The following is a 23,556-nucleotide window of genomic DNA, read 5'->3' as shown; positions in this document are numbered from 1 at the left end:
CAATCGCGCGACCACGAGGAGAATTCCGAAGAACAAGCAGAGACCGCTTCAACCCTACTCGGGTTCGTCTGTAACCGATACCCCGAGGATTGGTCGGTTATTAGCAGAAGACAGGATGTGGGTGTGTTTTGGAGTTATGCTTTCAGTTGTTGGCTATTCCGTTTCTCGGAGGTCACGATACGCCGCGACGTTCCCGAACTCGTTGTGTGTGACGGTCTGAATCCGTAGGTCGGTTCGTCGTCGGAGTCAGCTTGTGCCATTGCATCCGGATGATAAAGTGAAAACAAGATTAACTGTTATATTATAAATAGGTATGTGTGTATCACAGGATGCCAAGCTCTCACGTTATGAAAGGGAATGTAGCGTCTCTACTGGCAGAGGGCTATTTTCACCCCTGTTGAGGGTTTAAGAGAATGGCAAATACGGCTTGCTGAATAGAGAGTATATGCCCCACGACCTGCAACAGAGGTACTATTCGTCAGGTACCACCTCGTAGGGTAGCATCATTTCCTGGTCCTCGTGTTCAAGGATGTGACAGTGCCAGACGTACCGGCCAGTGAACCCGGTAAAGGCCGGTCTGATAATAGCGGCCTCGTTCGGATTCACCAAGACTGTGTCCTTGGGGCCTTGCTCACCCGGATCCGGTTGGATAACCGGCCCTTCGAGGTAGTCCGCCACTGCCGGGTCCTCACCGGCTTGCCGCGCTTCATCGAACGCTTCCGCGTTGAACGTCCGCCGCCCCACCACCTCGAAGTCGGCTAGATGGAGATGAATCGGATGTGAGTCACCCGTCACGTTCGCCAACACCCACTCCTCCGAGGTCCCAAACGTCGGCTGGACCACTGCCTCCTCGTCGGTCCACTGGGACCGATTGAGGAAGTGGCTGTCGTACTCGATGCCCGGTGCGACCTCAAGTGTGCCCGTGTCGAGGGTCATGTACCGGGTGGTACCTGAATCCGTCACGTCAGGTTCCGGATACCGCTTGTTGATCTGGGTCAGGAACCGTGACAGCGGGATGGTTTCGTCCTCCTCGGTCACTGAGTCCGTGACCTTGAACCGCATGATTTCCGGCATGTCCGACTCGGAGATGGGGACGGTCTCACCCGCATACGGCGTCGGAGCGTTGTTGGTGAGCGTGAAGGTCTGGCCCTCGAAGTCGGAGAAGTCGATGACGATGTCCGCCCGTTCCGCACCGCCGAGTAGTAGCGAAGACTGGTCGCCACCCGGCCCGATTGTCGCAACTGAGTCGAGGAATCCGAGATCGGTAGCGATCTGGTTCATCGTCGGCACGCCCGGGGCCGTCTCGTTCCTGAGGTTGAGGTTGAACACTCGTCCGTTCGACCCGTTCAGGAACCGGAAGCGATATTTGCGCGGTTCGACCTCGATGTACGGGTAGGCTTTGCCGTTGACGACGGGCACGTCGCCGAAGAACTCCGCTTCGTAGTCGTCGTCGGTGCCGTCCGAGTATTGGAGCGAGCCGTCGCTGTTGAACGAGCGGTCTTGGATGACGATTGGGACCTCGTAGTCGCCTTTGGGGAGACTGTTCTCCATGGGGTCCCGGAGCAGGTAGAACCCGGCGAGGCCCGCGTAGACGTTCAGGCGTGTCGCTCCGAGCGCATGGTCGTGATACCACAACGTCGCCGGTTCCTGCTTGTTGGGGTACTCTTTGACCTGCTGGTGGGGGACCGGACTGTCGTGAATCGCCGGGAAGTCAGCGGCAGTGTTCCCGTTGGGGTCAACCCACGCCTCTGGGTAGCCGTCGCTACGTGGCCCGGTCACGCCGCCGTGGAGGTGGGTCACAGTCCGCGACTCGGGGGCCGGGGGTTCAGCACCATGGACTCGTTCGTCGACGCTCAGCAGGTGGTCGGTCGGGAGGTTGTTGATATATTCGACCTCGACCGGGCGGTCGGGCCGGGCTTCGATAGTCGGCGCCGGATAGCTTCCTCCGTAGCCCCAGACGGTCGTATCGAGTCCCATCGAGGTGGGGAGTACGGTCTGGTCGAATTCGGTGAGTTCGATTTCGTAGCGGTGAGTGCCGCCTTTCCGGCTGGTGGGGGTCAACACTCCGGGTCGGGGGAGTGGGTCTTCCCACTTGGGGATGGTAAGCGGGGTGGTACCTGTGATGGCAGCAACGTGGTCAGTGGTCCATGGGGCGGTGGCGGCCAAGCCAGTTGCGCCAACTGCTTTGAGAACGGTGCGTCGGTTCGCGGTGGGCGAACGTTGCGGTTCGCCCTGAATTGGGTCGTCGGAATTGGACATGTTTGGGGGTGCGTGCTGGTTGCCGCTCTCCGACTGGCTTGTTGGCCGAGTTATGCGTCGTGTGTGGCGACCAGCGAATGGTCTCTGAACAGGTTAAAATTTTGTTATGACGTATATGATGCGATTACTGGCCGTGCTTGACGCTCCCTATATACGCCCTGTGCGCCAGTATGAACCATCTAATAGATGATAAACGGAACCTACGGGCACTGTCTAGTTAGCGCAGTTTGAGAAGTGAGCAGGTCGTGCAGTTGGTTGGAATGAAGGTCGCAGACCTGCTCAGGGAGACGTTAGAGACGGCTACTCTTGAAGTTGGTAGCGGGAGCGGACGGCGACGTCCGTCAGGGCGCTCGCCGTCCGTCTCCACGCTACCGGATGTTCGTTCAGAGAAACAGCAGTGATTCTCGGATTATTAGGCGTTGAACGGACACATGGAGCGGTCTGGAATTGGGTGCATCGGCTGGCCGACAGCGTTGGCGACCCGCTGTCGGCGTCGCCGACGCGGGTCGCGGTCGACGAGACCGCTGTCCGGATTAACGGTAAGTGTTGTTGGGTGTACGCAGCAACCAGTCTCGAAATGAAAATGCTGCCTGATGTCTCTGTGTTTGGTCGGCATGGCACCAATCCGGCAGCTGCGTTCCTCCACGGTCTCACCCAGAAACACGATTGCTCACAGGCGGTGTTTCTGGTCGATGGCGCAGGCTATCTGACTGCCCTCTCTCGATTAGGATTGAGCGGTCACCTTGAATATGTTGACCGAAACCACATCGAAAAGTTTCACACCCTCAAAATGAGAATTGACCGCTTCCATTCGTCGTGGGTGGGCAGTCGGCTGAGCGTCCGCCAGTGGCTTGCGTCGTTCGTCCATTACTATAACTTCCAGCGACCCCACCAAGCACTCGATGAACGCACACCGGTTGAGGAGGTAAACTAGACAGTGCCTCATCGGTGGTCGTCTCGCCGACAGACGCGGACCGGATTCTGCTAACACCACCTGTTCGGTACTGGCGGGGCGACACCCGGCCGTGACTATTCCCCTCAGCGAAACCACCGCTTGGTTCGTTACTCGTCACCACTGACCGAGCAACCGAGTAACAGTCTTTCAGTATTTAACTACCTGCTATAACAGGTCTCATTCATCTCTGATATTTGAATCTTCCATTCAGTATCAGATTTTATAATACTCAATAGACACTTTAGATGCTGGTGAGAACACGACCGCAATGAACGCTCGGAGCCAGCAGATTCTCGCCGTCGCCTTCTCCATCCTCATCGTCACGGCGACAGTAACGCCCGCGACTGCCGCCCTCGACTCGCCACCCTCCCAGTCCGACGCCGACCTCCCGTCGCTCTCGTCGCTCGCCACCACTATCGCAGGCCACGAGGTCTTCCCCGACACCCCCGGCAACGGCAACGGAAACGGACCGGGGAACGGCAAGGGGAACGGACCGTCGAAGACCACGACCACGACCGCGACCACGACGACGGCCGGGAATGAGACGACCACGCCCGGCCAAAGCCCACCGGAAAACCCCGGACAGGGACCGCCAAAGAACAAAACGCAGGGACCGCCCGAAAACCCCGGCCAAGGTCCGCCGGAGAACAAGACGCAAGGACCACCCGAGAACCCCGGCCAAGGCCCGCCGGAGAATCCCGGACAGGGACCGCCGGAGAACCCCGGTCAGGGACCGCCACCGCACGCGGGGCCGCCGTCGTGGGTGCCGAACAAGGGCGGGAACTCGAACGCGGACAAACGCGGGCCGCCCGAATGGGCGAAGAACGGGCAAGCCCCGCTACCGCCTACGAATCGGTCGGCGCTCCGTAATCGGAGCGAACCACTGGCGAACGCGACTCTCAACGTCTCTATCCGCGAGAATGCGTCGGCCGCCGACTACCGGCTTGCCGCCATCGACGCCCTCCAGACTACCGAGTTCGACGCGCCCGGTAGCTCCGCCGATGACCACCGCCGCCAAGCCCTCCGCGAACTCAACGAATCACTCGACTACGTTCTCGACGCCAACCGTACCACCTCCGCCCAGTTGTTCGAGCGCGATAAGGAAGCGAGTACACCCCGCAGTTCGCGCCGAGCGTCACGAAACTACTGGTGCGGTCGGACGAACGCCTCGCGGCGACCGCTATCGCGGACGCCGACCGACTCGCGCACGCTTCGCGACCGGAACGTCTCGTTCGACCAGCAAGCCGTCGCAGAGAACATCTCCGGAGCGCGCCGAGCAGTCGAGCGCGCCGAGCGGTTCCGCGCGCGCGGCCAACAGCATACCGCCATCAGCCAGTACCGCGTCGCGTGGATTCACGCCCAGCAAGCCCTCGACGTACTCGACCTCGCCGCCACCCCGAACGTCACCATCACCACCCGCGAGGACATGCCCCACGAGGAGAACGTCACCTACGCGGTTCGCGGCCGCGTGTTCGACGTTCGAGGCCACGAACTCGCGTTGTCGCTGTCGTTGAACGGCGCGAACCGGACGCTCAATCTGTCGGTGAACACCACGCCGGGCGCGATTGGGACCTTCGAGACGAACGTCACCCTCTCGCGGCAGGTCAACCGCATCACGGTCGCGGCAACCGACCCGAACCGGCGGTGGTCGCCGGAGTACGGCGGCGAGAACGCAACTGTCGGCCGGGATGTACTCCGTCTCGACGGCGATGGGTTGCCGGACTTCTACGAGTTGAACGTGACGGGAACCGACCCCTTGGGGCCGGACAGCAACGCGTCGCGGACTTCGTTCAACGAGTCGGGGAACAACGTGACTGACGGGGCGGAGGACTTCGATAGCGACGGGGAGACGGTCTACGAGGCGTACCGGTTCGGTCTCGACCCGCTGGACAACGACACCGACGGCGACGACTTGCGGGACGGCTTCGAACTCCAGTTCCGGGGTATCGACCCGCTCACGAATGATACCGACAACGACACGGTTCGAGACCCGGCCGAAGACCTCGACAACGACTCGCTGTCGAACCGCCGCGAACAGGCCGCGAACACCAACCCCGTCGAAAACGACACCGACGGCGACACGTTGAACGATTCGGCGGAACTCGCCAACGGGACCGACCCACTGGAACCGGACACCGACAGCGACGGCTTGCGCGACCCCGACGAGTACGCAGTCGGCACCGACCCAACTGTGGCGGACACCGACGGCGACGGCGTGTTGGACGGGAACGAAACGTTTGCGACCGAGACGACAAACGAGTCGGTGGGCGCGGCGGTGAACATCTCGGGCGAAGGCAACGTCGCGGACACGGTAACGATTCAGAACGAGACCAACGACCGGATTCAGACCGGAACGGTCGCCAACGCCTCCGCATCGGAAGTTCTCGATGTGGATGCAGACGCCGAGTTCGAGCAAGCGAACCTCTCCATCGACTACGACGAGCAGGCGGTCGGCGACGAGTCGGACTTAGCGGTCTACACCTACGACCCCGAACTGCAGACGTACGTCAAACTCCCCTCGGAAGTGGACGCCGAAAACGACTCGGTGACGGGGACGACCCCGCACTTCTCGACGTTCGTCGCCATGAACCAGACCGCATGGCAGAACTACATGCAGAAACGTGCGAAACCCAAGCCCAAATACGCGCTGAACGAGTCGTTCAGTGACCTCTCAGGGTGGAACTGCACGGGGTCGTGTTCGACCGGCGCAGGCCGCGCAGTCATCGGCCAGAACTCGTCGCTGTTCTACTCCGACGACGTGAGCGCGGCGTGTACAGGTCCGCGCTTCCCGGATAACGGCGAATGTCCCGTGAACGGTGGAGACGGCGACGACGATGACGACAGTGACGACGATGATGACGATGACGACGAGGGAACGAGTGACCCGTCGCCGCCCAAGCAGTTCGACCCGTCTGATAACGAGAAGTCGCTCACGATTCCGTCGGATACGGTCGAAGTCACGTTCACGATGCCGATTATCGCGTTCGCGGAAGAATCGAACGCGAGTGTGGAAGTCGCCGTGTCGGTCGGGTCGGAAACGCGGACCGTCTTGGAGTTGTCGGGCGACGACGGCGAGCGAAACACCGACCACGCCTACATCGACGAGACGTTCGAGAATCCCGACGGCCAGCAGGTATCCGTCTGGATTCACACCGAGAACCTCGCAGGCACGAGTCCCGGAAAGGCGAGTGTCGAGGTGAAACGCGACAGTGACGGCGACGGCCTGACGAACGGGTTAGAGCAACTCGGCGTCAAGACCGGGACCGGGCGCGTGTCCACCGACCCGTACGACGCCGACACGGACGGGGACGGACTGTCGGACGGCGAGGAAGTGGCAGGCTACATCCCGCGGTACGTCGATGGCGGATATTTCGAGCTTCAGAGTAACCCGACAGCGTTCGATACCGATAGTGACGGGCTTTCCGATTACGAGGAGCGACGAATCTGGCACAGCGAGGTCTTGGACGCGGACACCGACGGCGACGGGTTCCGCGACTCGTCGGACCCACGTATCTGGATAGAGGACAATCCGCCGGGAGTCTCTGACATCTACTCGGACAACTTCAAAGAACACATCGCGTTTACTGTCAGCGACCAGTCTGCAGTGACAGTGCGGTCGAAGCCGCGCTACGCGCCGGACAGTATCCTCGACTCGGCGTATTGGAACGCGAGCAAGGCGACAGTCACGAAACAGGCTAGCGACGACTACCGAGTCGAGTTCGACGACCACGGACTGCTCAACGAACCACCGGACCGATACTGGGTGAACGTCACGGACGCCCACGGCAACGAGCGCGTCGTACTCATCGACGTGACGGAGGGCGCTGGCGCAGAACTCGCGGCGGCCGGTGTCGCAGTCGGGACCGCTGGGTCGCTACCCTCACCTGATTTGATACCGGACGAAGTAGTTCGGATTCCGGCGGCCCTCCTCGGATTAGGTGTCGCCGCAGGCGGCGCGTACGTCACCAACGAGTATATTTCGGCGAGCGGTGAGACCGTCAGGAACGAACCCGTGACAGGCGTTGAAGCGCAGTATCCGGTGAGCGAAACCGCGTTAGCGACGACGGTGACGCTCCCGACGGGCGCGGCCGAGACCGGGACAGACCCACGGACAGGTGCGCAGGTGGTTCGCGGGCATGGCTGGCAGTACATCGCCCAGACGACGAGTATTACCGAAGCCGAACTTCAGCAGGTCCTGCAGAACAATCCGACGGTCCACAAGCACGGCGAGGGCGACTACACTGTCATCGGCAAGACCGACTACCTCGAAGAAATCGTGATTTCGATTGTCGGTGGCACGATAATGGCGGCGAGTGAACAGCCAGTATATAACGAGGATTGTGATGATACAATCGATATAACGAAGCACGATAATCCTGAACACTCACTTCGTGAGTCTAAACCAATCGATAAGGTCCCGACACTTCGAGAAATATTGAAAAATCCAACAAAAATCGTTGATGCGGGTCAACAGCGATACTATATACTTCGACTCGGCCCGAATAAGGTTATCATGGCCGTCGCCGATACTGTATCTGATGCGTATCACGTATTACGCACGGTTCTTACAGGTAATGACGGAGGGTTCTATAAAACGATTGACGATGCAGAAAAGGATATCCCAAAGAACGACAAAGAAGTAGTGTATGACGAAGACAATAACGTTGACTGCTAACTACCTTTGAGTGAATACATGTCTTTCAACAAAGCACATGAGCATGAACAGGCCGCACAACAACATCGAGAAAATGGCGATTTCGTTGAAGCAGGTGAGTGCTATACTGCTGCCGCATATATTTACTTAGCCGACTGGCCCCCTACCCATCGTGGGAAGAACGTGAGCCATGGCGAATATTATCTTCTTAATGCTGCAACCTGTTATCGACTTGGTGGTTGTACTGACCGTGCAAGGAATCGATGCCAGCAAGGTGTACTCATTGCAGAAGAGTTACTTGATAGAACAAAAAATATCGGTGGTACTACTGCTTACGATAGAGCGCGGTACGCCGCATGGTACGAGTTCATTGGCGATTTCCGAGTAGTTGGTATTCTCACCGAGAAAGTGTCTGCGTATGAACGGGCGGAGCAAATATACTTTGAAGAGGGAGACCCACCACTAGCGCATCGTGAACAAGAACACATCTGGTTAGTCGAATTTTTTGAACAGATTCTCCACGAATCTGATGGTGATGTCGAGAATTGGAGAAAAATAATGCAAGAGATGACATTTAGTGAATGGGTTAAATACAAACAAGAACACCTCCCGGATGCCTTTGACAAGCTCATTTCTCAATCGGAATAGATTTATAGAAATTTGTATACCCAATATGTCCTCACCACTATATCAACACTAAAACGATAGCTGATATAGTTCTTCGACAGTGCTGATAAGGCAGAGGACGCCGCAAGAAACTACAAAGACGACCCGTTAGAGGAGGTTAACTGCTAATGACAACTAACCGTCGTAGCGAACTAGAAGAGGAAGCAACATCTCTTGCAAAGGACCGTAGGTTTGGTGTTGCTGGAGATACCTACGTTCAAGCTAGCTTTGAGGAGGCCGGACAATGGTTCGGTTCTGCTAGTTGGGCAATGGAATTACGGATGTTATTTAAAGCGTGCCTCTGCTATCGGCTTGCCGATCAAAATCGGCAGTGCCGATTTGCTGCTCAACTTGGTATCCAACTCGCAGAGGAATACGCAGCACGCATGAGGGAAAGACCTGAGCCGACACATCCTCCTGACCAAGCTGAACGTGGTGTTTGGCATGAATTTATTGGCGATTTTCGATTAGTTGCGGGCCTTGAAGGTGCTACTAGGGCGTATGATTCCGCTGAAAAGGTTTACCGTGAAGTAGGGAATCCGAACGCTCATTTCGCAGAGGGCCCCATCATGAGTGTACAAGCGATCTTCAGTACTACAGTTCTGGCTGCTGGTGAAAATGAGGAGCTAATTACTAAGTCAACTCAGGGAAAGCTTGTAGACTGGTTAGAATATAAGCGGGAAAACCTACCGGAATTAATCGACAACGTAGTTTCTTCTGACGAGTGGAATCTTCCAGAGTGAAAAAGAACAACCAACATCCTACAATGAACTCGCTTAATTTTATGAATATTTGACAAGCTGTATCGTTTCAATCGGATTTAGAAATCTAGAATCTGATGGAAGTCTCCTTCCCGGAACCATACAAGGCGAAATGAAAATTGTGGTAGATGGAGACGAAGTGACGAAGTTCGCCGGACAAGAGAAACTAAACAAAGAAGCGACCCGATGCGGCAGGATTCGGACGACGACGGCCTCGACGACGGTCGAGAACTCGACCTGGGCACCGACCCGACGCGCGCCGACACGGACGGCGACGGTATCGCCGACGCCGAGGAGAGACGTGGCGGGTCGGACCCGACGCTCGCCGACTACGAGGGGCCGACCATCGACGTGTTCCGCGCCGAGTTCGGCAAAGACGCGTTCAGCGGGGATACGTCGTACGCGGTCGGCTACCGGGTGGACGACCCGAGCGGGGTGGCGTCCTCACGGCTCACGAAAAACGGCGAGGTCCAGACGCGGACGACGTGGGGTGGCGACCGCCACGGGAGTCAGTCCCGCGCGTTCGAGACGGGTCTGCCCGAGACGATTCTCGACGGATTGACCGGGACGAGCGTCGTGGTTCACGCCCGCGACACCCACGACAACCGCCGCCAGCAGGTGGCGATGGAACGCGCGAACGTCTACGGCGCGACCGTCAAAGAACTCACCACCCAGTCTGACCTCGGCCCGGAACGCGCCTCGATGTTCGCCGGAATGCTCTCGGGATTCACCGTCGGAGCCGGTTCCACCGCGCAGACGGTCAAAGCGCTCACCGACCAGCCACTCGCGTTCCTCGGAGCGTTCGAGCAACTCGCCACTCTCGTCGACCGACTCGGACTCATCGACAAGATTCTCGCCACACTCCCCCGCCAGATGGTCGAGAGTCTCGAAGCGAAACAAGCGACGAACAATCCCTACGACAGGTCGGACCCGAGCGAGCAAGCCGAGTATGATGCGTTCCGCGTCGGCTGGTACACGGGCTACGTGGCGTTCCAAGCCGTCCAACTGGTGGTCGGCGGACAAGCCCAGACCGCGGTGAAAAACTCCGACCGATTCGCCGACCTCGTAGACCGCCTCGACCGCAACGGACGCCTCTCGGAAGCGAAACGGTACTACGACGTGGCGAAGGAGCGGACGACCGGGCGCGCAAAGCGGGTGACGTTCGAACTCGGCGAGCGAGCGGCGAAGGGAAGCTGGCACTTGAGCAAGAAGAGCGGACGCCGGGTGGTGGCGGGCGTGAAGACCGCCGCCGGGAAGTACGACGCACGCCAGCGACTCTCGAACGCAGAGGCGAGTACGCACTCGCAAATCGACGGCATGCAGTCGGCCGACCAGCGAGTAGTCGGGCGACTGCTTGCACGGACCGACGACCCCGAACTCATCGCGGACGGCGGCGACAACTTCGTCGCTATCATGCGGCAGGCCGACGACATTGACCCCGATGTCGCCAAACGATTCGCTAAATTGGAACGGAATGGTGAACTGAGTCGTGCAGAACGTCGGAAACTCCTACAAGCCTACGAGAACAATCGAATCGGGAGCAACGACCTCCGGCGGATTTCGAAGCTACTAGAGAGTCGTGGAAACGACGATGACTACTACGTCAGTGACGACGTAACAGTAGAAGATTTAGTTAAGATTGCTGACGAGGGAGCCGACCTTAGTGAGACGGGACTTGTAGTTAAACCGGAAAACACCGAATATGATTCACAGTCGGAGACAATTTGGCTTGAGTTGGGTGATGCCAACGCAGGTGGAGATGGTTGGCTCCATATTGCTGTTAGGCATCTCACTGGTTCTCAAGATGGTGAGCAAGTTACCTCACTCTTTCCAATAGGGCAGACCGTTAAAGGCGAAAAAATACCGAACGAACTCTCCCCAGCAGAGGTTAAAAAACTAATCTATTTAACCGTCCGACGCGGGAAAACGTCTGGGGGAAGTGCCCGGGGGAAAGTTGAATATATGCTAGATCCGAGTGAACATGGATTCGATGACATAGGAATCACCCAAATGCGGGTTGTCGTGCAACCGGACGGTTCCATTGAAACTGCCTTTCCAGAGAAAGGTAGTTCGGTTCGAAGAGTAATCCCGGGACAAGGAGTGAAGTAACGGTATGGTTCCGACAACGTCTGCTGTCAAGTTTGAAATCACGTATGCCGAGAACTTTCGGCAGCGGGTTTGCGACGAAAACGACTCAGACCCATTTGGTCATCTGAAAACTAAGATTGACGGAGAGTATCTCATTGGAACTGATGACACTTACGTTGGTGTGTGGCTGTCAGAAGATTTGGCACGTTTACTTGCTCAAACAGAAGCAATTGTCTCCGGATCTGAGACGAGGGTTACATTTCGGAATGGTCCATCGTATCTTGTGGCTGAGCCTTACGACGAGACAGTTGATCTTACTCATTGTCTCCATCTTGAAGGTGCAGAAAACCCTGAAGAACGTTGGGAAATGGAAAGGACATTTACAGTTACAAAACAGGAGTGGATTACTGAACTTGTTCAGGCTTCTGAGGAGTACTACCGTGATGTCCTCAAACTAAATCCTGACCTCAAAAAAGATGATTACTTGCTCCGACTTGGAGAAGAGTTAGAGGCCGCGAAAGAGCGACTTGACGTGCTAAGCAATCAATAAACAACAACTGCGATCTGAACAGTTATCAAGTACGAAAACAAACAGCTGTGACTCTCAGGCACTGTCTAGTTAGCGCAATTTGAGAAGTAAGTAGGCCGTGCGGTTGGTTGGAATGAACGGTCAATTTTCCGGTACATGCGCTCTACCCGACCATCTCGCCGCCCCGCCATTAATCTATTCCATATCCCTCCGGTGAATCGCCTACTTACACGTTTCTACCCTCTAACTTACGTGTTGAGACTCGGCTATCCACCCTATTCCGAGGTCTCGTTTCTCGACTCGGTAGACCGTGCTTCAGGTTCGCCGAGCAGAACGTATTAGTGACGCTACGTCTCTATACGCTAGATACACGACTACAGTTAGCTGTATAGATAGTTCAATTAATGCAGTACGAGCGGAGTGACTATCGAGAGTATGACAGGAAGTTATCCAGATGGCGAGGCGAGCGACAGAACGGAGTTACAGTGTCCGGCGTGTTTCACGACCGGACTCGACAGTATCGACCGTATCACCGGCCAGTACGACACGAGGCGCGAGGAGTACGTGTACGCGACACAGTGTCCGAACGACGACTGTGAGGTCGAACGGGTGCCGCCCGAGGAGGTGCGCCGTCAACTCTCGTCGGGCGTCGGCGTCGGCGTTGGGTTCGACTTCGACCTTGCGGGCGTGGTCCGCGAGTTCAGTTTGCGGACGGCCGCGATGGTCGCGGCGGTCTGCCTGCTGGCCGTTGCGGCCGTACTCGCGTCCGGCGGCCTGTCGCTGTCGGTCAACCCCGGATTGGGTGGGACGGCGAGCGCGTCGGACGCGCCCTACGAGAACCTCTCGACGGCCGACGCCAGTCTCACCGTCTCGGACGAGATGGGTAATTGGACGGTGTACGGCTACGGCGGCGCGTACGTCGTGACCGGCGACCTACACGGTACCGTCGTTTATCTCACTCCGGCGGGGAACGTGACGCGGACGCCGTATTTCTTCTCGTCGCGGGCGAACGCGCGAGACGCGGTACTGGCGTGGCGTGCGAAACACGAGACGGACCCGTCACAGTATCCGCGGCCGGACGCACCGAACAGTACGGCGCTCTATCAGTCGAGTAATTGGACGGCGTTCGAGTTCAACGGTAGCTACGTCGTTGCCGGACGAATCAACGACTCCTTGGTCTATCTGTATCCGAACGGGACGTACGCCGAGCGCCCGTACGTCTACGAGAACGTCTCGGATGCGCGGCGGGCGATAGTCAACTGGGAGGTTCACGCTGGCGAGTACGGCAGTCAACTCCCTTCGGTCGAGCCAGTGCCGCTTGAAGACGTGAAGTCGGACTTGCGGGAGTGGGACCCGGACGGTATCGACTGGCCGACCCAGACGCCCGCGTCGGGCGACTACGACTGGCAGTGGCCGAGCGACGAGTACGACCCGACCAACACCTCCGAGACAGCGACCACCGACGTAATTCGCGGCGCGGTCTACGACGACGCCGACCACGCGGTCGCGGGCGCAACCGTCTACTTAGAGCGTGCGGGGCGGACGGTGACGACCGGCGCGAACGGGACGTTCGAGTTCGGGAACGTCACGCCGGGGAACGACACGCTGTTCGTCGAGCCACCGACGGGGAGTTCGCTGGCGGCGAGTCGGCCGGTGAACGTCACGGTGACAGAGGCGGGCGACCTCCGCGTACAGGGAAGCCCGGAGAACGTGGTGTTTTTCGAGACCGCGGACGGGACGGTTGCGGAGAACTCGCTCCGGTTGTTGACGCGGCCGAGTCAGCGTATCGAACTCACGGGCACCGGGTCGGCGCTGGCGTCCACGATACAGTTCGCGCAACCACTGAATGCTGAGAATACGTCGGTCTCGCTTACGGGGTTGTACACGGCGGGCGAGCAGACCAAGACTGTTTCGGGCCACAACACGGCCGAAACGGTCCCTATCGACGGGAATCGCGTACCCGACCGCCAACGTCTTGGACTCTCCGGACAGGTTGCCAGCGAGCGCGTCTCGACATCAGGCACCTATACGGGGTCGGGGTCGGCTCCGACACTCCCGGTTCGAGGGAACATGCCGCCGCGGGACGTGCGCGTCGACCTCGCGGCGAACCTCTCGGAGAACCGCGTGACTGATAGTGAGACGCTGGGGTTGGATGCGCGGCCGACGCGGGCGGTGGTGTCGCAGTTGACTGACGGCGAGACCGGCGTGGTCGAGGTGCGGCGGAACGGCACCTACGAGGTCGCAGTCGAGTGGAAGATGCGCAACACCCAGTACGGCGGGATGCACGGCCGGTTTACGGTCTCGGCGTGCGACGAGTCGGGGTGTCGCCAGCTGACGACGGTCGAGCGGCGGTTCGGCGGCGGCCGGTATCGGGCGTCGCGGTCGGGGACCTATCGGACGACGGTCGCGTTGGATGCGGGTGAACACCTCGAAATCGAGGTTGCCGAGAGTGGGTGGGGGAAGACGATGATACCCGCGCAGGTCGTCACCACCTATCAGGGCGAGCGCACGTCGGCGACCGAGACGGTCACGGTCGGCGGGAACCTCCCGCCCGCGAACGCATCACTCACACTCACGGGGAACGACGGGGTGGAGACGCGGTACGGGACGCCGCGGGTGAACGTCCACGGCAACCCCGAAGACTACGGGTCAGTCTCGCGGGAGAAGACGCGGACGCTGTTCTACGCGCGTGAGTCGGGCTACTACACGTTGCGTCTGCCGTGGGTGGTGAAAGCGACGACCGCGACGACGTACGGCGACGAACACGGCGGTCGCGCGGACCTCGCGCTCCACGTCGGCGACGAGACCGTGCTGTCGAAGACCGCCGAGACCGCGCCCGGCGGCCGCGACGTAGACTCCGGCACCTACCGCGAGCGCGTCTACTTGAACGCTGGTGAGACGGTTCGGGCGGAGATGGAGGCGACGGACGCCGCGACGGTCCGGGTGTCGGGGACCGACGCGGGCGTCGTTACGACCGCGCCGACCGGCCGCGTCGAAGTCACCGTCAACGGCCGGACGTACCAGACCTCGGCGCTCGCCCCCGGCGAATCCGAGACCCCCACTCTCTCGCTCCAAAACGGCACGAACCAAATCGAGGTCGAGACGACGGGTGGGAAGCAGGTCGGGTTCGACCTCGCGTACACCGAGCGTACTGGGACGCGGCGTCCCGTGGTCCGGGTGGGTGGTGAGACGGTGTGTGCGTTCACGGGCGTTCTCGACGGTACTCGGACCTGTGACGTGCCCCAGTCGTTGCTCGACGGGGAGTCAGCGAGGTTCGAGATTACGACGGCGAGCGGGCCGGTCGCGTACAACGTGAGCTATCGAGCGCGGGCCGCACCCACGAACGCGACGGTCACGGTCAACGGCGAGACCTATCGGTACCCGAGCGAGTTCGACGGTCGCGGACCGCTCACCGACGGGGTGGTGTCGCGGAACGTGTCGGCGCTGGCGCTCGGCGCGAACACCGTCGAGGTTGCAACTCCCGAAGTCGATGGGTTGCGGCCGACCGTGACCGCGACGCTCCAGTACGCTGGCGAGGCGCGCCAGACTACCAAACCCAGTGTTGTCGTCGAGTCGCCCGACGGCACCACCCACCGGAAGGTGGTGCCCGAGGCGGTGCTTGGGCCGGACGGGACGCTGAACGGCACCTACGACGTGGTGGTTCCGGCGGACTGGTTCGGTCGGGGGTGGAACGTGGTGCGCGTCGAGACGGCGGACGCGTCGCAGGTCCGGGCGGTCGTCCAGTCGTCGGGCCTCACCCGGCAGGTCCGAACGTTCAACACCACCGCCTAACACGCTCCCCCTGAATCGGACCTCCTCTGTCTTCGAGTCGTGTTCTCGTGTATTTAGCTGTCTGTGGGTATCCGTAAAGGCTATAAAGTTATTCTCGGAATGATACAAGTGTGGTTGTCGGAGGCGCAGTACAAGCGACCTCTTCTTTGCTCGGATGTCGGGGATGGTCGTGTCCTCGGACCGGGCGTGACGCACGAACCAGTCACAGTCACAGTGAGATATGATTCAGAGACACGCGTCGAGCGACGAGCGTTCAGCAAGTGTATCGACAACGAACCGACTCCGACTCCGGCAGGTTGGCGTGGCCGCCGCGGTGGTTCTGGTCGTCGCGTCACTAGTAGCGACGCCGGTGGCGGCGGACGGCGAGAAGGAGAAGAATCCGATGTGTGGGACGGTGATTAGTGGCGTGTTCAACTTCCTGATTCAGTTCAGTGTCTGGATTGGGGGCGCTGGCGGGTTCGCCACGGTCATGCTCACGAAAGCATTGGAGAGTCTGCCGTATCTCGGGCAAGAACAACGGAAGCTGTTGAAGAACACGCGCGGACGGTCGATTCGCGCCGGACTCACCGTGTTCCTCGCCGGACCCGCGTTCACCATCTTCGTGGACATGACCGGCGTCCCGATTGCCAGTTGCATCAAACTCGTCCCCTTCTAACCCGACTGTATGAATCAGTCGGCCAGACTCTTCCTCGTCGCTGTGATTCTCGTCGCGCCAGCGACCGCCGTAGCGACTGGCGCGGTCGGCGGTGGGTTCGACCGGCCAGTTGGCAACGAGACGTACGGTCTCGGCAACGAGACCGCCGTCCTATGGTCGCTCGATACTGACACCACGGCGTCGAACGTGAGCAACGACACGACGGTCTCGAACACGACCGCGGCGGGGAACCAGTCGATGGTCGAGGCAATGGTGAACGCAACCGACTACACGTGGTCGCAGTCGCCCGACCTTCCTCGGCGGTGGAATCGGCGGGCGTGGGCGGCGCTGGCGCGGAACTTCTCGACGACTCGGAGTCGGTCGGTTGCGCCGTCGAACGCTAGCCGTGAGTCGGTGTCGGTCGCGGGGACCGACGGCGGCGTCCGGGACGCCCACGCGACAGTGGCGCGAATCCAGCCAGCGACCCACGTGTTCGTGGATGGGGCGACGCGGCGGACGATGCTCGCGCGCGACGGCCGCGTGTTCGGTCTCGTCGATTACCGCGTCGAGCCACCTGCGGACGACACGGACGCGAGTGACGGTCGGACGGTCGAATGGACGGTTGCATCGCACGAAATCGCGGCAGTGTGCGTGTTGCAGGGAGTCGCCGAGTCGCGGGCGTCCTGCGACCGGCCGGGGTCACGAATCGGTCGGAGCGCGGGCGGGCATGTCGTGAACGTGAGCTACGAGGCGCTCGGGTACGGCGGGCGGAACACGACTCTCGTGCTGGCGGCCCGCATCGACGTGGAGTACGTGAAGACGGTGCGCGAGCGCCACAGCGAGACCTACGAGGAGTGTCGAGAGGTGCGGACGCCCGCGGGGACGGTGACGAAGTGCGACGAGGAGACCCGGACGTGGTGGACGGAGACGACCACCCGGCCGACCCAAGAGGTCGTCGTGACCGACAGCATGTCAGGAGTGTCGTTCTACCGGCTTCGGTCGGCGGTCCGGTACGCCCGCTACCCCGACGGCGACATGGGTGTGGTGGTGCAGTCGTCGCATCGCTGGACGGGCGTGAACGTCTCAGGGCAGGGGGTGGTGCCGACGCGCTGGCGGTTCTACACCGCGCGAAACCCGGCGTGGGACGAGTTCCAGACCGCAACCAGCGAGGGTGTGACACGACGGCACTCCGGGGTGCGGCCCGTCCGGACGTACGCGTTCCCCGCGGACGTACATCCGCGCGGCTACAGCGACACCGACACTGGGTCGGGGGTTGTGGTGGAGGCGGTCCTCGACGGTGAGACCGCGGGGAGTCCTGCCGGATTGCTTCCGGACGCGGTGGACGTGGATGTGGTTGCGGGCGAGTACGAGACGACGCGGACGCTCGCGGTGCGCGCCGACGAGTTCACGCCGACCGTCCGAGTTCGAGGGCTGGTCGGCGGCGTTGAGAGCGAGGTGGTGAACCTCTCGGCGACGACGGGTGTCCGGCGGGTACGGCGGTCGAACCTCTCGGCGGCGGTAGTCGAGAGTAACGCGACGCACGCGACGGTGCGGGTGGAGTTACGGGGGAACGCGACGGGGCGGCCGATAGACCTCCGGGACCGCGACGGCCACGTCGTAGTCGCGGGCCACCGGGTCAACACGAACGCGTCGGGTGTCGTGCTGGTGTCGGTCGAAAAAGCGCCGTCGGTCGGCGTCCGCTATCGACCCGCGCCGTGGTGGAGTGAGACGCCCGCGTTCACTGGAAGCCGGGTGCGCGTGCATCCCGGCAGTCGCTTCTTCTCGATACAGGTGCAGGCCGAGTTGTGGACGCGCATTCTCGGCTTTCTGACGCCCGTCGTCTTCGTATTGTACCTCGTCGGCCAACTACCGGGCGCGCAGACGTGGCCGCCGTGGTCGCGCCGTCGGTAGACGTTCGGACACACCGAGAGTTCGACCGGGACGGCGAGGCGTCAGGGTCGGCGAGTTCGGTATCGTTCGTCGTGCGTAGCTAACCAACAATGGCGTTCCCCCAGTCGCCACTGTTGGTTAGTCCGGGTTTGCGTTCTGTCCGAGACCGACGATGAGGGTGTGGCTGGCGTCCCGGTCGGCGTCGAGACGGAACGCTCGGGAGTCCGGACGCTAACCAACACGACAGTTCTCGGGTAGTGGTGTGTTGGTTAGTCGGGGAGACTGTTCTCTCCCGGCCTACCTCTGACTCTCGTCATCCGAGGCCGAGTTTGGTCAAGACGCTGGCGGCCTTCCTCCCCGCGTGCGGTCATCATCGTGCCTATAACCCCAGACACGGTTCTACGATGCACTCCTGAGCGAACTCGGCTTCAACCCTACTCGGGTACGTCTGTAACTTCGTGCGCTCTCTTCCCCACTTCGGCGACCCCGTGCTTCAACCCTACTCGGGTTCGTCTGTAACTGTCTCGACGGTCTGCTTGTCGGCCTCGGTCCACGTCTCACCGTCGAGGCTTCAACCCTACTCGGGTTCGTCTGTAACACCGTTGGGGGACGGAAGGCACTGTCTGACGTTGCTTCAACCCTACTCGGGGTTCGTCTGTAACGGCCACCGGGAGCGTTGTTTTCTTCGTCTCCATCTCCGCTTCAACCCTACTCGGGTTCGTCTGTAACCGCTACCGACGACGCACCCTCGTAGTCCATGGGTGGCTTCAACCCTACTCGGGTTCGTCTGTAACATTTGGTCGTCTCGACCGATGATGCGGTCCGGGTTTGGCTTCAACCCTACTCGGGTTCGTCTGTAACGTTTTGGACTTGTGGCCTTAGCCACACCCCTAAGGGGCTTCAACCCTACTCGGGTTCGTCTGTAACGCCTGACGCCGACCACGAAGCGGTCGAACCGACAGCCCGCCGACACCACGCTTCGACAATGAAACCGTTTGCCGATAGACCGCCGCCGACACTCCCTCTCTCGGCCGTCTAACTCAGCGCGAAGAGAGCGTTCACACGTCGCTGGTCACGGTCGAACAGCCGCGAGTATCGCCAGCCAAGCACCCCTCCCTGAGACCACCACAAATGACATCCACAACGACGAACGACCGACAGCCAGAGAGCGCCACCCAACACCGACAGTCCGACACCGAACAGACGGCCCTCGACGCGCTCCGCGAAGAACTCGCCCGCCGCACGCTCGACGCGATGGTCGAACTCAGCACCCACCGCCTCGTCAAAACCAAACGCGAACGCACCGCCGACGGTCTCACCTACACCGAGACCGTCGTCGTCCTGAAAGCCGACGTGGACTTACCGGGCGAATCCACACTCGGCGAACCGGACGGTCCGAACACAAACGAGGTGGCCGGATAACGCCGTGGCCCGACGACTCGACGGCCCGAGAGAGCGGCCGCTCTCCCGGTAATCCATCACGTTCGAGCGGCCGTGAATCCGCGGCGACGTGTACACCACCCAGATTGGTGGGTCCTCGCCACGGTGACGACGGACGACTACCTGTGAGTATCTCTCCTTCAGCGACAGCCAGCGACAACCCCCGGCGACCCCTCCCCGTGACTCTCCGCTCACCTCACCTGTGGCCGGACACCCAACCGTCTAACTGCCGTTCGACACACGCCAGCACAACTTCCGCGTTTGAGTAATAGACGCTTCAACTCCACAAGGGTACATCTGGAACAACGCGGTCTACGTTCTGACGGAGGAAGGCGAGTCGCTTCAACCCCACAAGGGTACATCTGGAACTCGTCAACCGTCTCGTCGGAGGCGACCCCCTCGGGCTTCAACCCCACAAGGGTACATCTGGAACCTGATCCATGAGGGGGCCAGTCTCCCACACCTTAGAGCTTCAACCCCACAAGGGTACATCTGGAACCGTGGCGTCAGAAACTACTCTGACTTGGAGCGAGATGCTTCAACCCCACAAGGGTACATCTGGAACTCAGTCCAGACTCGTTTTTCGCGCGCTCGACCGAGCTTCAACCCCACAAGGGTACATCTGGAACACCACTTGGACTCTCCAACCCGACCATTCGGCCGAGCTTCAACCCCACAAGGGTACATCTGGAACAACGGAGGCGACCTACTGGTTCGCTCATGTCGCTGAGCGCTTCAACCCCACAAGGGTACATCTGGAACTGCCTGACGCCGACACCATCCGGGACGTAATCAGCCAGCTTCAACCCCACAAGGGTACATCTGGAACAGCGATATTGATGTCGAACGTGACCCACTCCCGAAATCCGCTTCAACCCCACAAGGGTACATCTGGAACGACAAACTGGATACTACACACGGGCCATTTTGGGAGTGCTTCAACCCCACAAGGGTACATCTGGAACCCGACTGAGTGAACTCGGGGACTCCCGGCATCAGAGCTTCAACCCCACAAGGGTACATCTGGAACCATGCCGGATTTGCTGGCGTGATAGCGTCTCGTGGCCGAACCCATACAAGTGTTTCCGTCGACCCCTAATTCCCCCTGAGACCCCCGGGGGTCGACGGAGACTAGGTGAAGCGGCTTCCGGGGTCGTCGGTATCTCCGAACGTCGTGTAGTCGACGACTGCCGACGAACCGGATTCGAAGACGATAACCGAGTCGTCGGGCTGTAACTTCTCTTGAATCTCGTTTTTCAGTCCGGTGACTTGCCCGTCGGTCAGTTCGCCGTAGAAGACCGACTGTTGGAGGTGTTCGAGCCGTCGACGCAGTAGCTTCCGGTAAATCCGGGTTCTGTCTGCGGGCACGTCGTAGACGACGATGACTATCATCTCACCACCACCGTTCCGTCGGCCGGTACGGTTCTCCCGTGAGGACGTGCTTTTTCAAGCTGTACACGTCAGTCCTCACCAGCGTCTTGTAACTCACCTTCCGGTTGAGTCGTGGATGTTCGACTGTCCGGTCGAGCGTTTCCTCGTAGGCTTCAAGAACTGCCAGACGGCCGTCTTCGGTGAGCAGACAGCCATCGAGTTCCTGTTCGAAGTCGTCGATACCTATCTGTTGGCGGTTGACGAGTCGGAACAGAACTCGGTCGGCGAGAATCGGCTTGAACACGTCCGCGATGTCGAGCGAGAGCGTGAACCGGCGTTCGCCGGGTTCGTGGACGTAGCCTATCGTCGGGTCGAGCGCGGTCTTCCGAATCGCAGACACGCACGTCGTGTACACCATCGAATTGAGGAACGAGACTAACGCGTTCGCTTCGTTCGTCGGTGGGTTGTACTCTCGTTTCGTCAACTCGAACGGGTCCCGGAGGATGCGGTCGAAACACCGATAGTAGATTTTGCGTGCTGTCGCCTCGACACCGCGGAGTTCCTCGACGTTCGTGGTGTTTTCGACGCGGGCGTACTGGTTTTCGAGGCGGTCGACCGCGCTCTCGAAGTCTTCTTTCCGGCCGTCGTAGTACTGGACGTTCGCCCGCATGTTGTGGATGCTGGCGGCGATGATGTCGTGGGCGATTTCGAGACGGCGGTCGTGGTCGTCGTACGCGCGGACTTGCTCGACGACTGTGTTTCCGGATACTTGTTCGCGTTTCGGCAGGTAGGTGCCGCGGTAGTAGTCGTTCCAGCCGAAGACGTGGACGGGGACGCCGTGGTCGTTGAGGAGGCCGAGCGCTCGCGTGTTGAAGTCGATTTGGCCGTGGAGATAGAGCGTGTCGATGCTTTCGACGGGGAGGTATTTCGTCTCGCCGTCGAGGGTGTCGATTCGAAGCGTGCCTTCGTTCCGGGATAGTTCGCCGTCGGCGAATACGTGGTGATTGTCTTTCGGCATGGTTACACCCAGCAGATGTCTTGGTAGAGGCAGGCGTCGCAGTACGGTTTCTTCTTTAGTTCGGGCGGTGTGTCGCGTTCGACGGTGTTGATGATACCGCGAATGGTGATTTCGACTTCGGTTCGGGCGTCGGAGTCGAGTTCGACGGTCTCGCGCTTGCGTTCTTTCGGGTACGCGAGAACGCCGTCTTTCTGGATGTCGAGGATTTCGTCGAGGTACCAGAGATAGTAGAGTAACTGCATCCGGGCGGGTTTCTCCAGCGTCGAGGAAACTTTGACTTCCATTACGTCGCCGGAGTCGAGTAGGTCGAGTTGAATCCGGCCGTTGATTTGGTAGGACCGTCGACGGTCGTCGTAGCTGTTTTCGTCGACATGGGTTCCGCGCTGGATGTTCGTGGTTTCGCGGTCGATGTCGAGTCCGCGGGACATGAACCAGAGTTCGCGCTTGCAGACGTGGTAATACTGCACCATCAACCCCGTTATCCGTACACGAGGCTCACGGTGTGGGTCGCGCTCGGCCGCGAGATACTGTTTCAGTACGTCCTCACCATCGGACATTATGCTCCGATAACATGTTAATAGGTTAAAAATTCTTCGGGTGAAGAAGGGACCGAACGACGCCCGCAACAACACCAACACGTGTCTTTTCCGTCTCCACCAATCAAAAAGTGTATTAAACATGTGTATTTTTGTCTTTAAGACTGAATTCTATTGCTATTGCATAGACTCACTTATTCGTCGCCGAACCCATCCCACCTGAAAGAACAGACTACCCAACACTACACCACAGAACAGCCAGAACGTCGTAAACCAGAGTTCCGCAACTTCATGCGGGTCACTTCAACCCCACGAGGGTACATCTGGAACTGCAAACTAATCTACATGGCCGCGCTCATGGGTCGCGGCTTCAACCCCTCAAGGGTACATCTGGAACCCCGTTGCCGGGACGTTCGAGCAACAATGTCCTTCGGTGCTTCAACCCCTCAAGGGTACATCTGGAACAAGTCCTTCAACCGCTCCGAGACCGTAGACCAGTCGCTTCAACCCCTCAAGGGTACATCTGGAACACGCCCACTTTCATTTCGCAGAGTACGGTCTAAGACCGCTTCAACCCCTCAAGGGTACATCTGGAACTTCGATGCCGTAATTCCCGAGCAACTCGTCGGCCGCGCTTCAACCCCTCAAGGGTACATCTGGAACGTGCGGCCCCGGTTGCGGCGGTTGTCCTCACGGGCCGCTTCAACCCCTCAAGGGTACATCTGGAACCCGACGAGACCGCCGAGGGCGTAAGCCGCCAACCCGAGCTTCAACCCCTCAAGGGTACATCTGGAACCGGGTGCTGGCGGAAGGTCTTCATGGACGTGGCGGTGCTTCAACCCCTCAAGGGTACATCTGGAACCGAAGACAACACCGGCCTGTTCCAGCACGCGAACCAGCTTCAACCCCTCAAGGGTACATCTGGAACGCGGTCGATGGACTTCTCGATGGCCTTCTCGGCCG

At 59.8% G+C, this 23,556-nt stretch carries 13 protein-coding genes, 1 pseudogene and 2 CRISPR repeat arrays (1 of these 16 cut by a window edge); of the genes and pseudogenes, 10 read left to right on the top strand and 4 right to left on the bottom strand.

Annotated elements, in window-relative coordinates:
- Positions 1–471: 471 nt before the first annotated feature.
- Entirely contained in the window at positions 472–1,977 is a 1,506-nt protein-coding gene (locus tag P2T60_RS20880) for a multicopper oxidase family protein (RefSeq protein WP_276282768.1), read from the bottom strand.
- Positions 1,978–2,519: 542 nt separating this feature from the next.
- Here P2T60_RS20880 and P2T60_RS20875 point away from each other — a divergent pair.
- From P2T60_RS20875 to P2T60_RS20830, 10 genes and pseudogenes are all read left to right on the top strand, one after another.
- Positions 2,520–3,193, top strand: a pseudogene (locus P2T60_RS20875) (IS6 family transposase).
- 289 nt (positions 3,194–3,482) lie between these two features.
- A complete protein-coding gene (locus tag P2T60_RS20870; protein ID WP_276282767.1) occupies positions 3,483–7,889 on the top strand; it encodes a hypothetical protein in 4,407 nt (1,468 codons plus the stop codon).
- A gap of 18 nt (positions 7,890–7,907) precedes the next feature.
- On the top strand, positions 7,908–8,516 hold the full coding sequence (locus P2T60_RS20865; protein WP_276282766.1) for a hypothetical protein: 609 nt from the start codon (positions 7,908–7,910) through the stop codon (positions 8,514–8,516).
- 146 nt (positions 8,517–8,662) lie between these two features.
- Positions 8,663–9,277, top strand: a complete 615-nt coding sequence (locus tag P2T60_RS20860) for a hypothetical protein (protein ID WP_276282765.1) — start codon at positions 8,663–8,665, stop codon at positions 9,275–9,277.
- Positions 9,278–9,481: 204 nt separating this feature from the next.
- Positions 9,482–11,404, top strand: coding sequence for a thrombospondin type 3 repeat-containing protein (locus P2T60_RS20855; protein WP_276282764.1), 1,923 nt, complete (start codon positions 9,482–9,484; stop codon positions 11,402–11,404).
- A gap of 4 nt (positions 11,405–11,408) precedes the next feature.
- Positions 11,409–11,933: a hypothetical protein gene (locus P2T60_RS20850; RefSeq protein ID WP_276282763.1), complete on the top strand. Its 525-nt coding sequence runs from the start codon at positions 11,409–11,411 to the stop codon at positions 11,931–11,933.
- A 414-nt stretch (positions 11,934–12,347) separates the two neighbouring features.
- On the top strand, positions 12,348–15,704 hold the full coding sequence (locus tag P2T60_RS20845) for a carboxypeptidase-like regulatory domain-containing protein (RefSeq protein ID WP_276282762.1): 3,357 nt from the start codon (positions 12,348–12,350) through the stop codon (positions 15,702–15,704).
- Between the two features lie 220 nt (positions 15,705–15,924).
- Positions 15,925–16,359, top strand: coding sequence for a DUF7985 family protein (locus P2T60_RS20840; protein ID WP_276282761.1), 435 nt, complete (start codon positions 15,925–15,927; stop codon positions 16,357–16,359).
- A 9-nt stretch (positions 16,360–16,368) separates the two neighbouring features.
- Positions 16,369–18,249 carry a DUF8186 domain-containing protein gene (locus P2T60_RS20835; protein ID WP_276282760.1) on the top strand — a complete coding sequence of 627 codons (1,881 nt, stop codon included), beginning with the start codon at positions 16,369–16,371 and terminating at the stop codon, positions 18,247–18,249.
- Positions 18,250–19,359: 1,110 nt separating this feature from the next.
- Positions 19,360–19,650, top strand: a complete 291-nt coding sequence (locus tag P2T60_RS20830) for a DUF8008 family protein (RefSeq protein ID WP_276282759.1) — start codon at positions 19,360–19,362, stop codon at positions 19,648–19,650.
- A 291-nt stretch (positions 19,651–19,941) separates the two neighbouring features.
- Positions 19,942–20,698: direct repeats of the CRISPR family, unit length 30 nt; unit sequence GCTTCAACCCCACAAGGGTACATCTGGAAC.
- A gap of 101 nt (positions 20,699–20,799) precedes the next feature.
- Here the strand turns inward: P2T60_RS20830 and cas2 are convergent.
- The 3 genes from cas2 to cas4 are packed head-to-tail and all read right to left on the bottom strand — an operon-like array spanning position 20,800 to position 22,614.
- The gene (gene cas2, locus P2T60_RS20825) at positions 20,800–21,060 is read right to left on the bottom strand and encodes a CRISPR-associated endonuclease Cas2 (RefSeq protein ID WP_276282758.1); all 261 of its coding nucleotides are present in this window, start codon (positions 21,058–21,060) and stop codon (positions 20,800–20,802) included.
- Position 21,061: 1 nt separating this feature from the next.
- Entirely contained in the window at positions 21,062–22,057 is a 996-nt protein-coding gene (cas1b, locus tag P2T60_RS20820) for a type I-B CRISPR-associated endonuclease Cas1b (protein WP_276282757.1), read from the bottom strand.
- 2 nt (positions 22,058–22,059) lie between these two features.
- A complete protein-coding gene (gene cas4 / locus P2T60_RS20815; protein ID WP_276282756.1) occupies positions 22,060–22,614 on the bottom strand; it encodes a CRISPR-associated protein Cas4 in 555 nt (184 codons plus the stop codon).
- 279 nt (positions 22,615–22,893) lie between these two features.
- Positions 22,894–23,556: a CRISPR direct-repeat array (repeat unit 30 nt; unit sequence GCTTCAACCCCTCAAGGGTACATCTGGAAC); it runs 1,884 nt beyond the window's last position.

This window comes from Halorussus caseinilyticus (assembly GCF_029338395.1).
Lineage (GTDB): Archaea > Halobacteriota > Halobacteria > Halobacteriales > Haladaptataceae > Halorussus > Halorussus caseinilyticus.
This window is presented reverse-complemented; position numbering and strand designations above follow the sequence as displayed.

Coding starts and splice junctions, on each gene's coding strand:
- P2T60_RS20880 (WP_276282768.1), bottom strand. CDS start 1,977: ATGGGACTCGATACGACCGTCTGGGGCTACGGAGGAAGCTATCCGGCG.
- P2T60_RS20870 (WP_276282767.1), top strand. CDS start 3,483: ATGAACGCTCGGAGCCAGCAGATTCTCGCCGTCGCCTTCTCCATCCTC.
- P2T60_RS20865 (WP_276282766.1), top strand. CDS start 7,908: ATGTCTTTCAACAAAGCACATGAGCATGAACAGGCCGCACAACAACAT.
- P2T60_RS20860 (WP_276282765.1), top strand. CDS start 8,663: ATGACAACTAACCGTCGTAGCGAACTAGAAGAGGAAGCAACATCTCTT.
- P2T60_RS20855 (WP_276282764.1), top strand. CDS start 9,482: ATGCGGCAGGATTCGGACGACGACGGCCTCGACGACGGTCGAGAACTC.
- P2T60_RS20850 (WP_276282763.1), top strand. CDS start 11,409: ATGGTTCCGACAACGTCTGCTGTCAAGTTTGAAATCACGTATGCCGAG.
- P2T60_RS20845 (WP_276282762.1), top strand. CDS start 12,348: ATGACAGGAAGTTATCCAGATGGCGAGGCGAGCGACAGAACGGAGTTA.
- P2T60_RS20840 (WP_276282761.1), top strand. CDS start 15,925: ATGATTCAGAGACACGCGTCGAGCGACGAGCGTTCAGCAAGTGTATCG.
- P2T60_RS20835 (WP_276282760.1), top strand. CDS start 16,369: ATGAATCAGTCGGCCAGACTCTTCCTCGTCGCTGTGATTCTCGTCGCG.
- P2T60_RS20830 (WP_276282759.1), top strand. CDS start 19,360: ATGACATCCACAACGACGAACGACCGACAGCCAGAGAGCGCCACCCAA.
- cas2 (WP_276282758.1), bottom strand. CDS start 21,060: ATGATAGTCATCGTCGTCTACGACGTGCCCGCAGACAGAACCCGGATT.
- cas1b (WP_276282757.1), bottom strand. CDS start 22,057: ATGCCGAAAGACAATCACCACGTATTCGCCGACGGCGAACTATCCCGG.
- cas4 (WP_276282756.1), bottom strand. CDS start 22,614: ATGTCCGATGGTGAGGACGTACTGAAACAGTATCTCGCGGCCGAGCGC.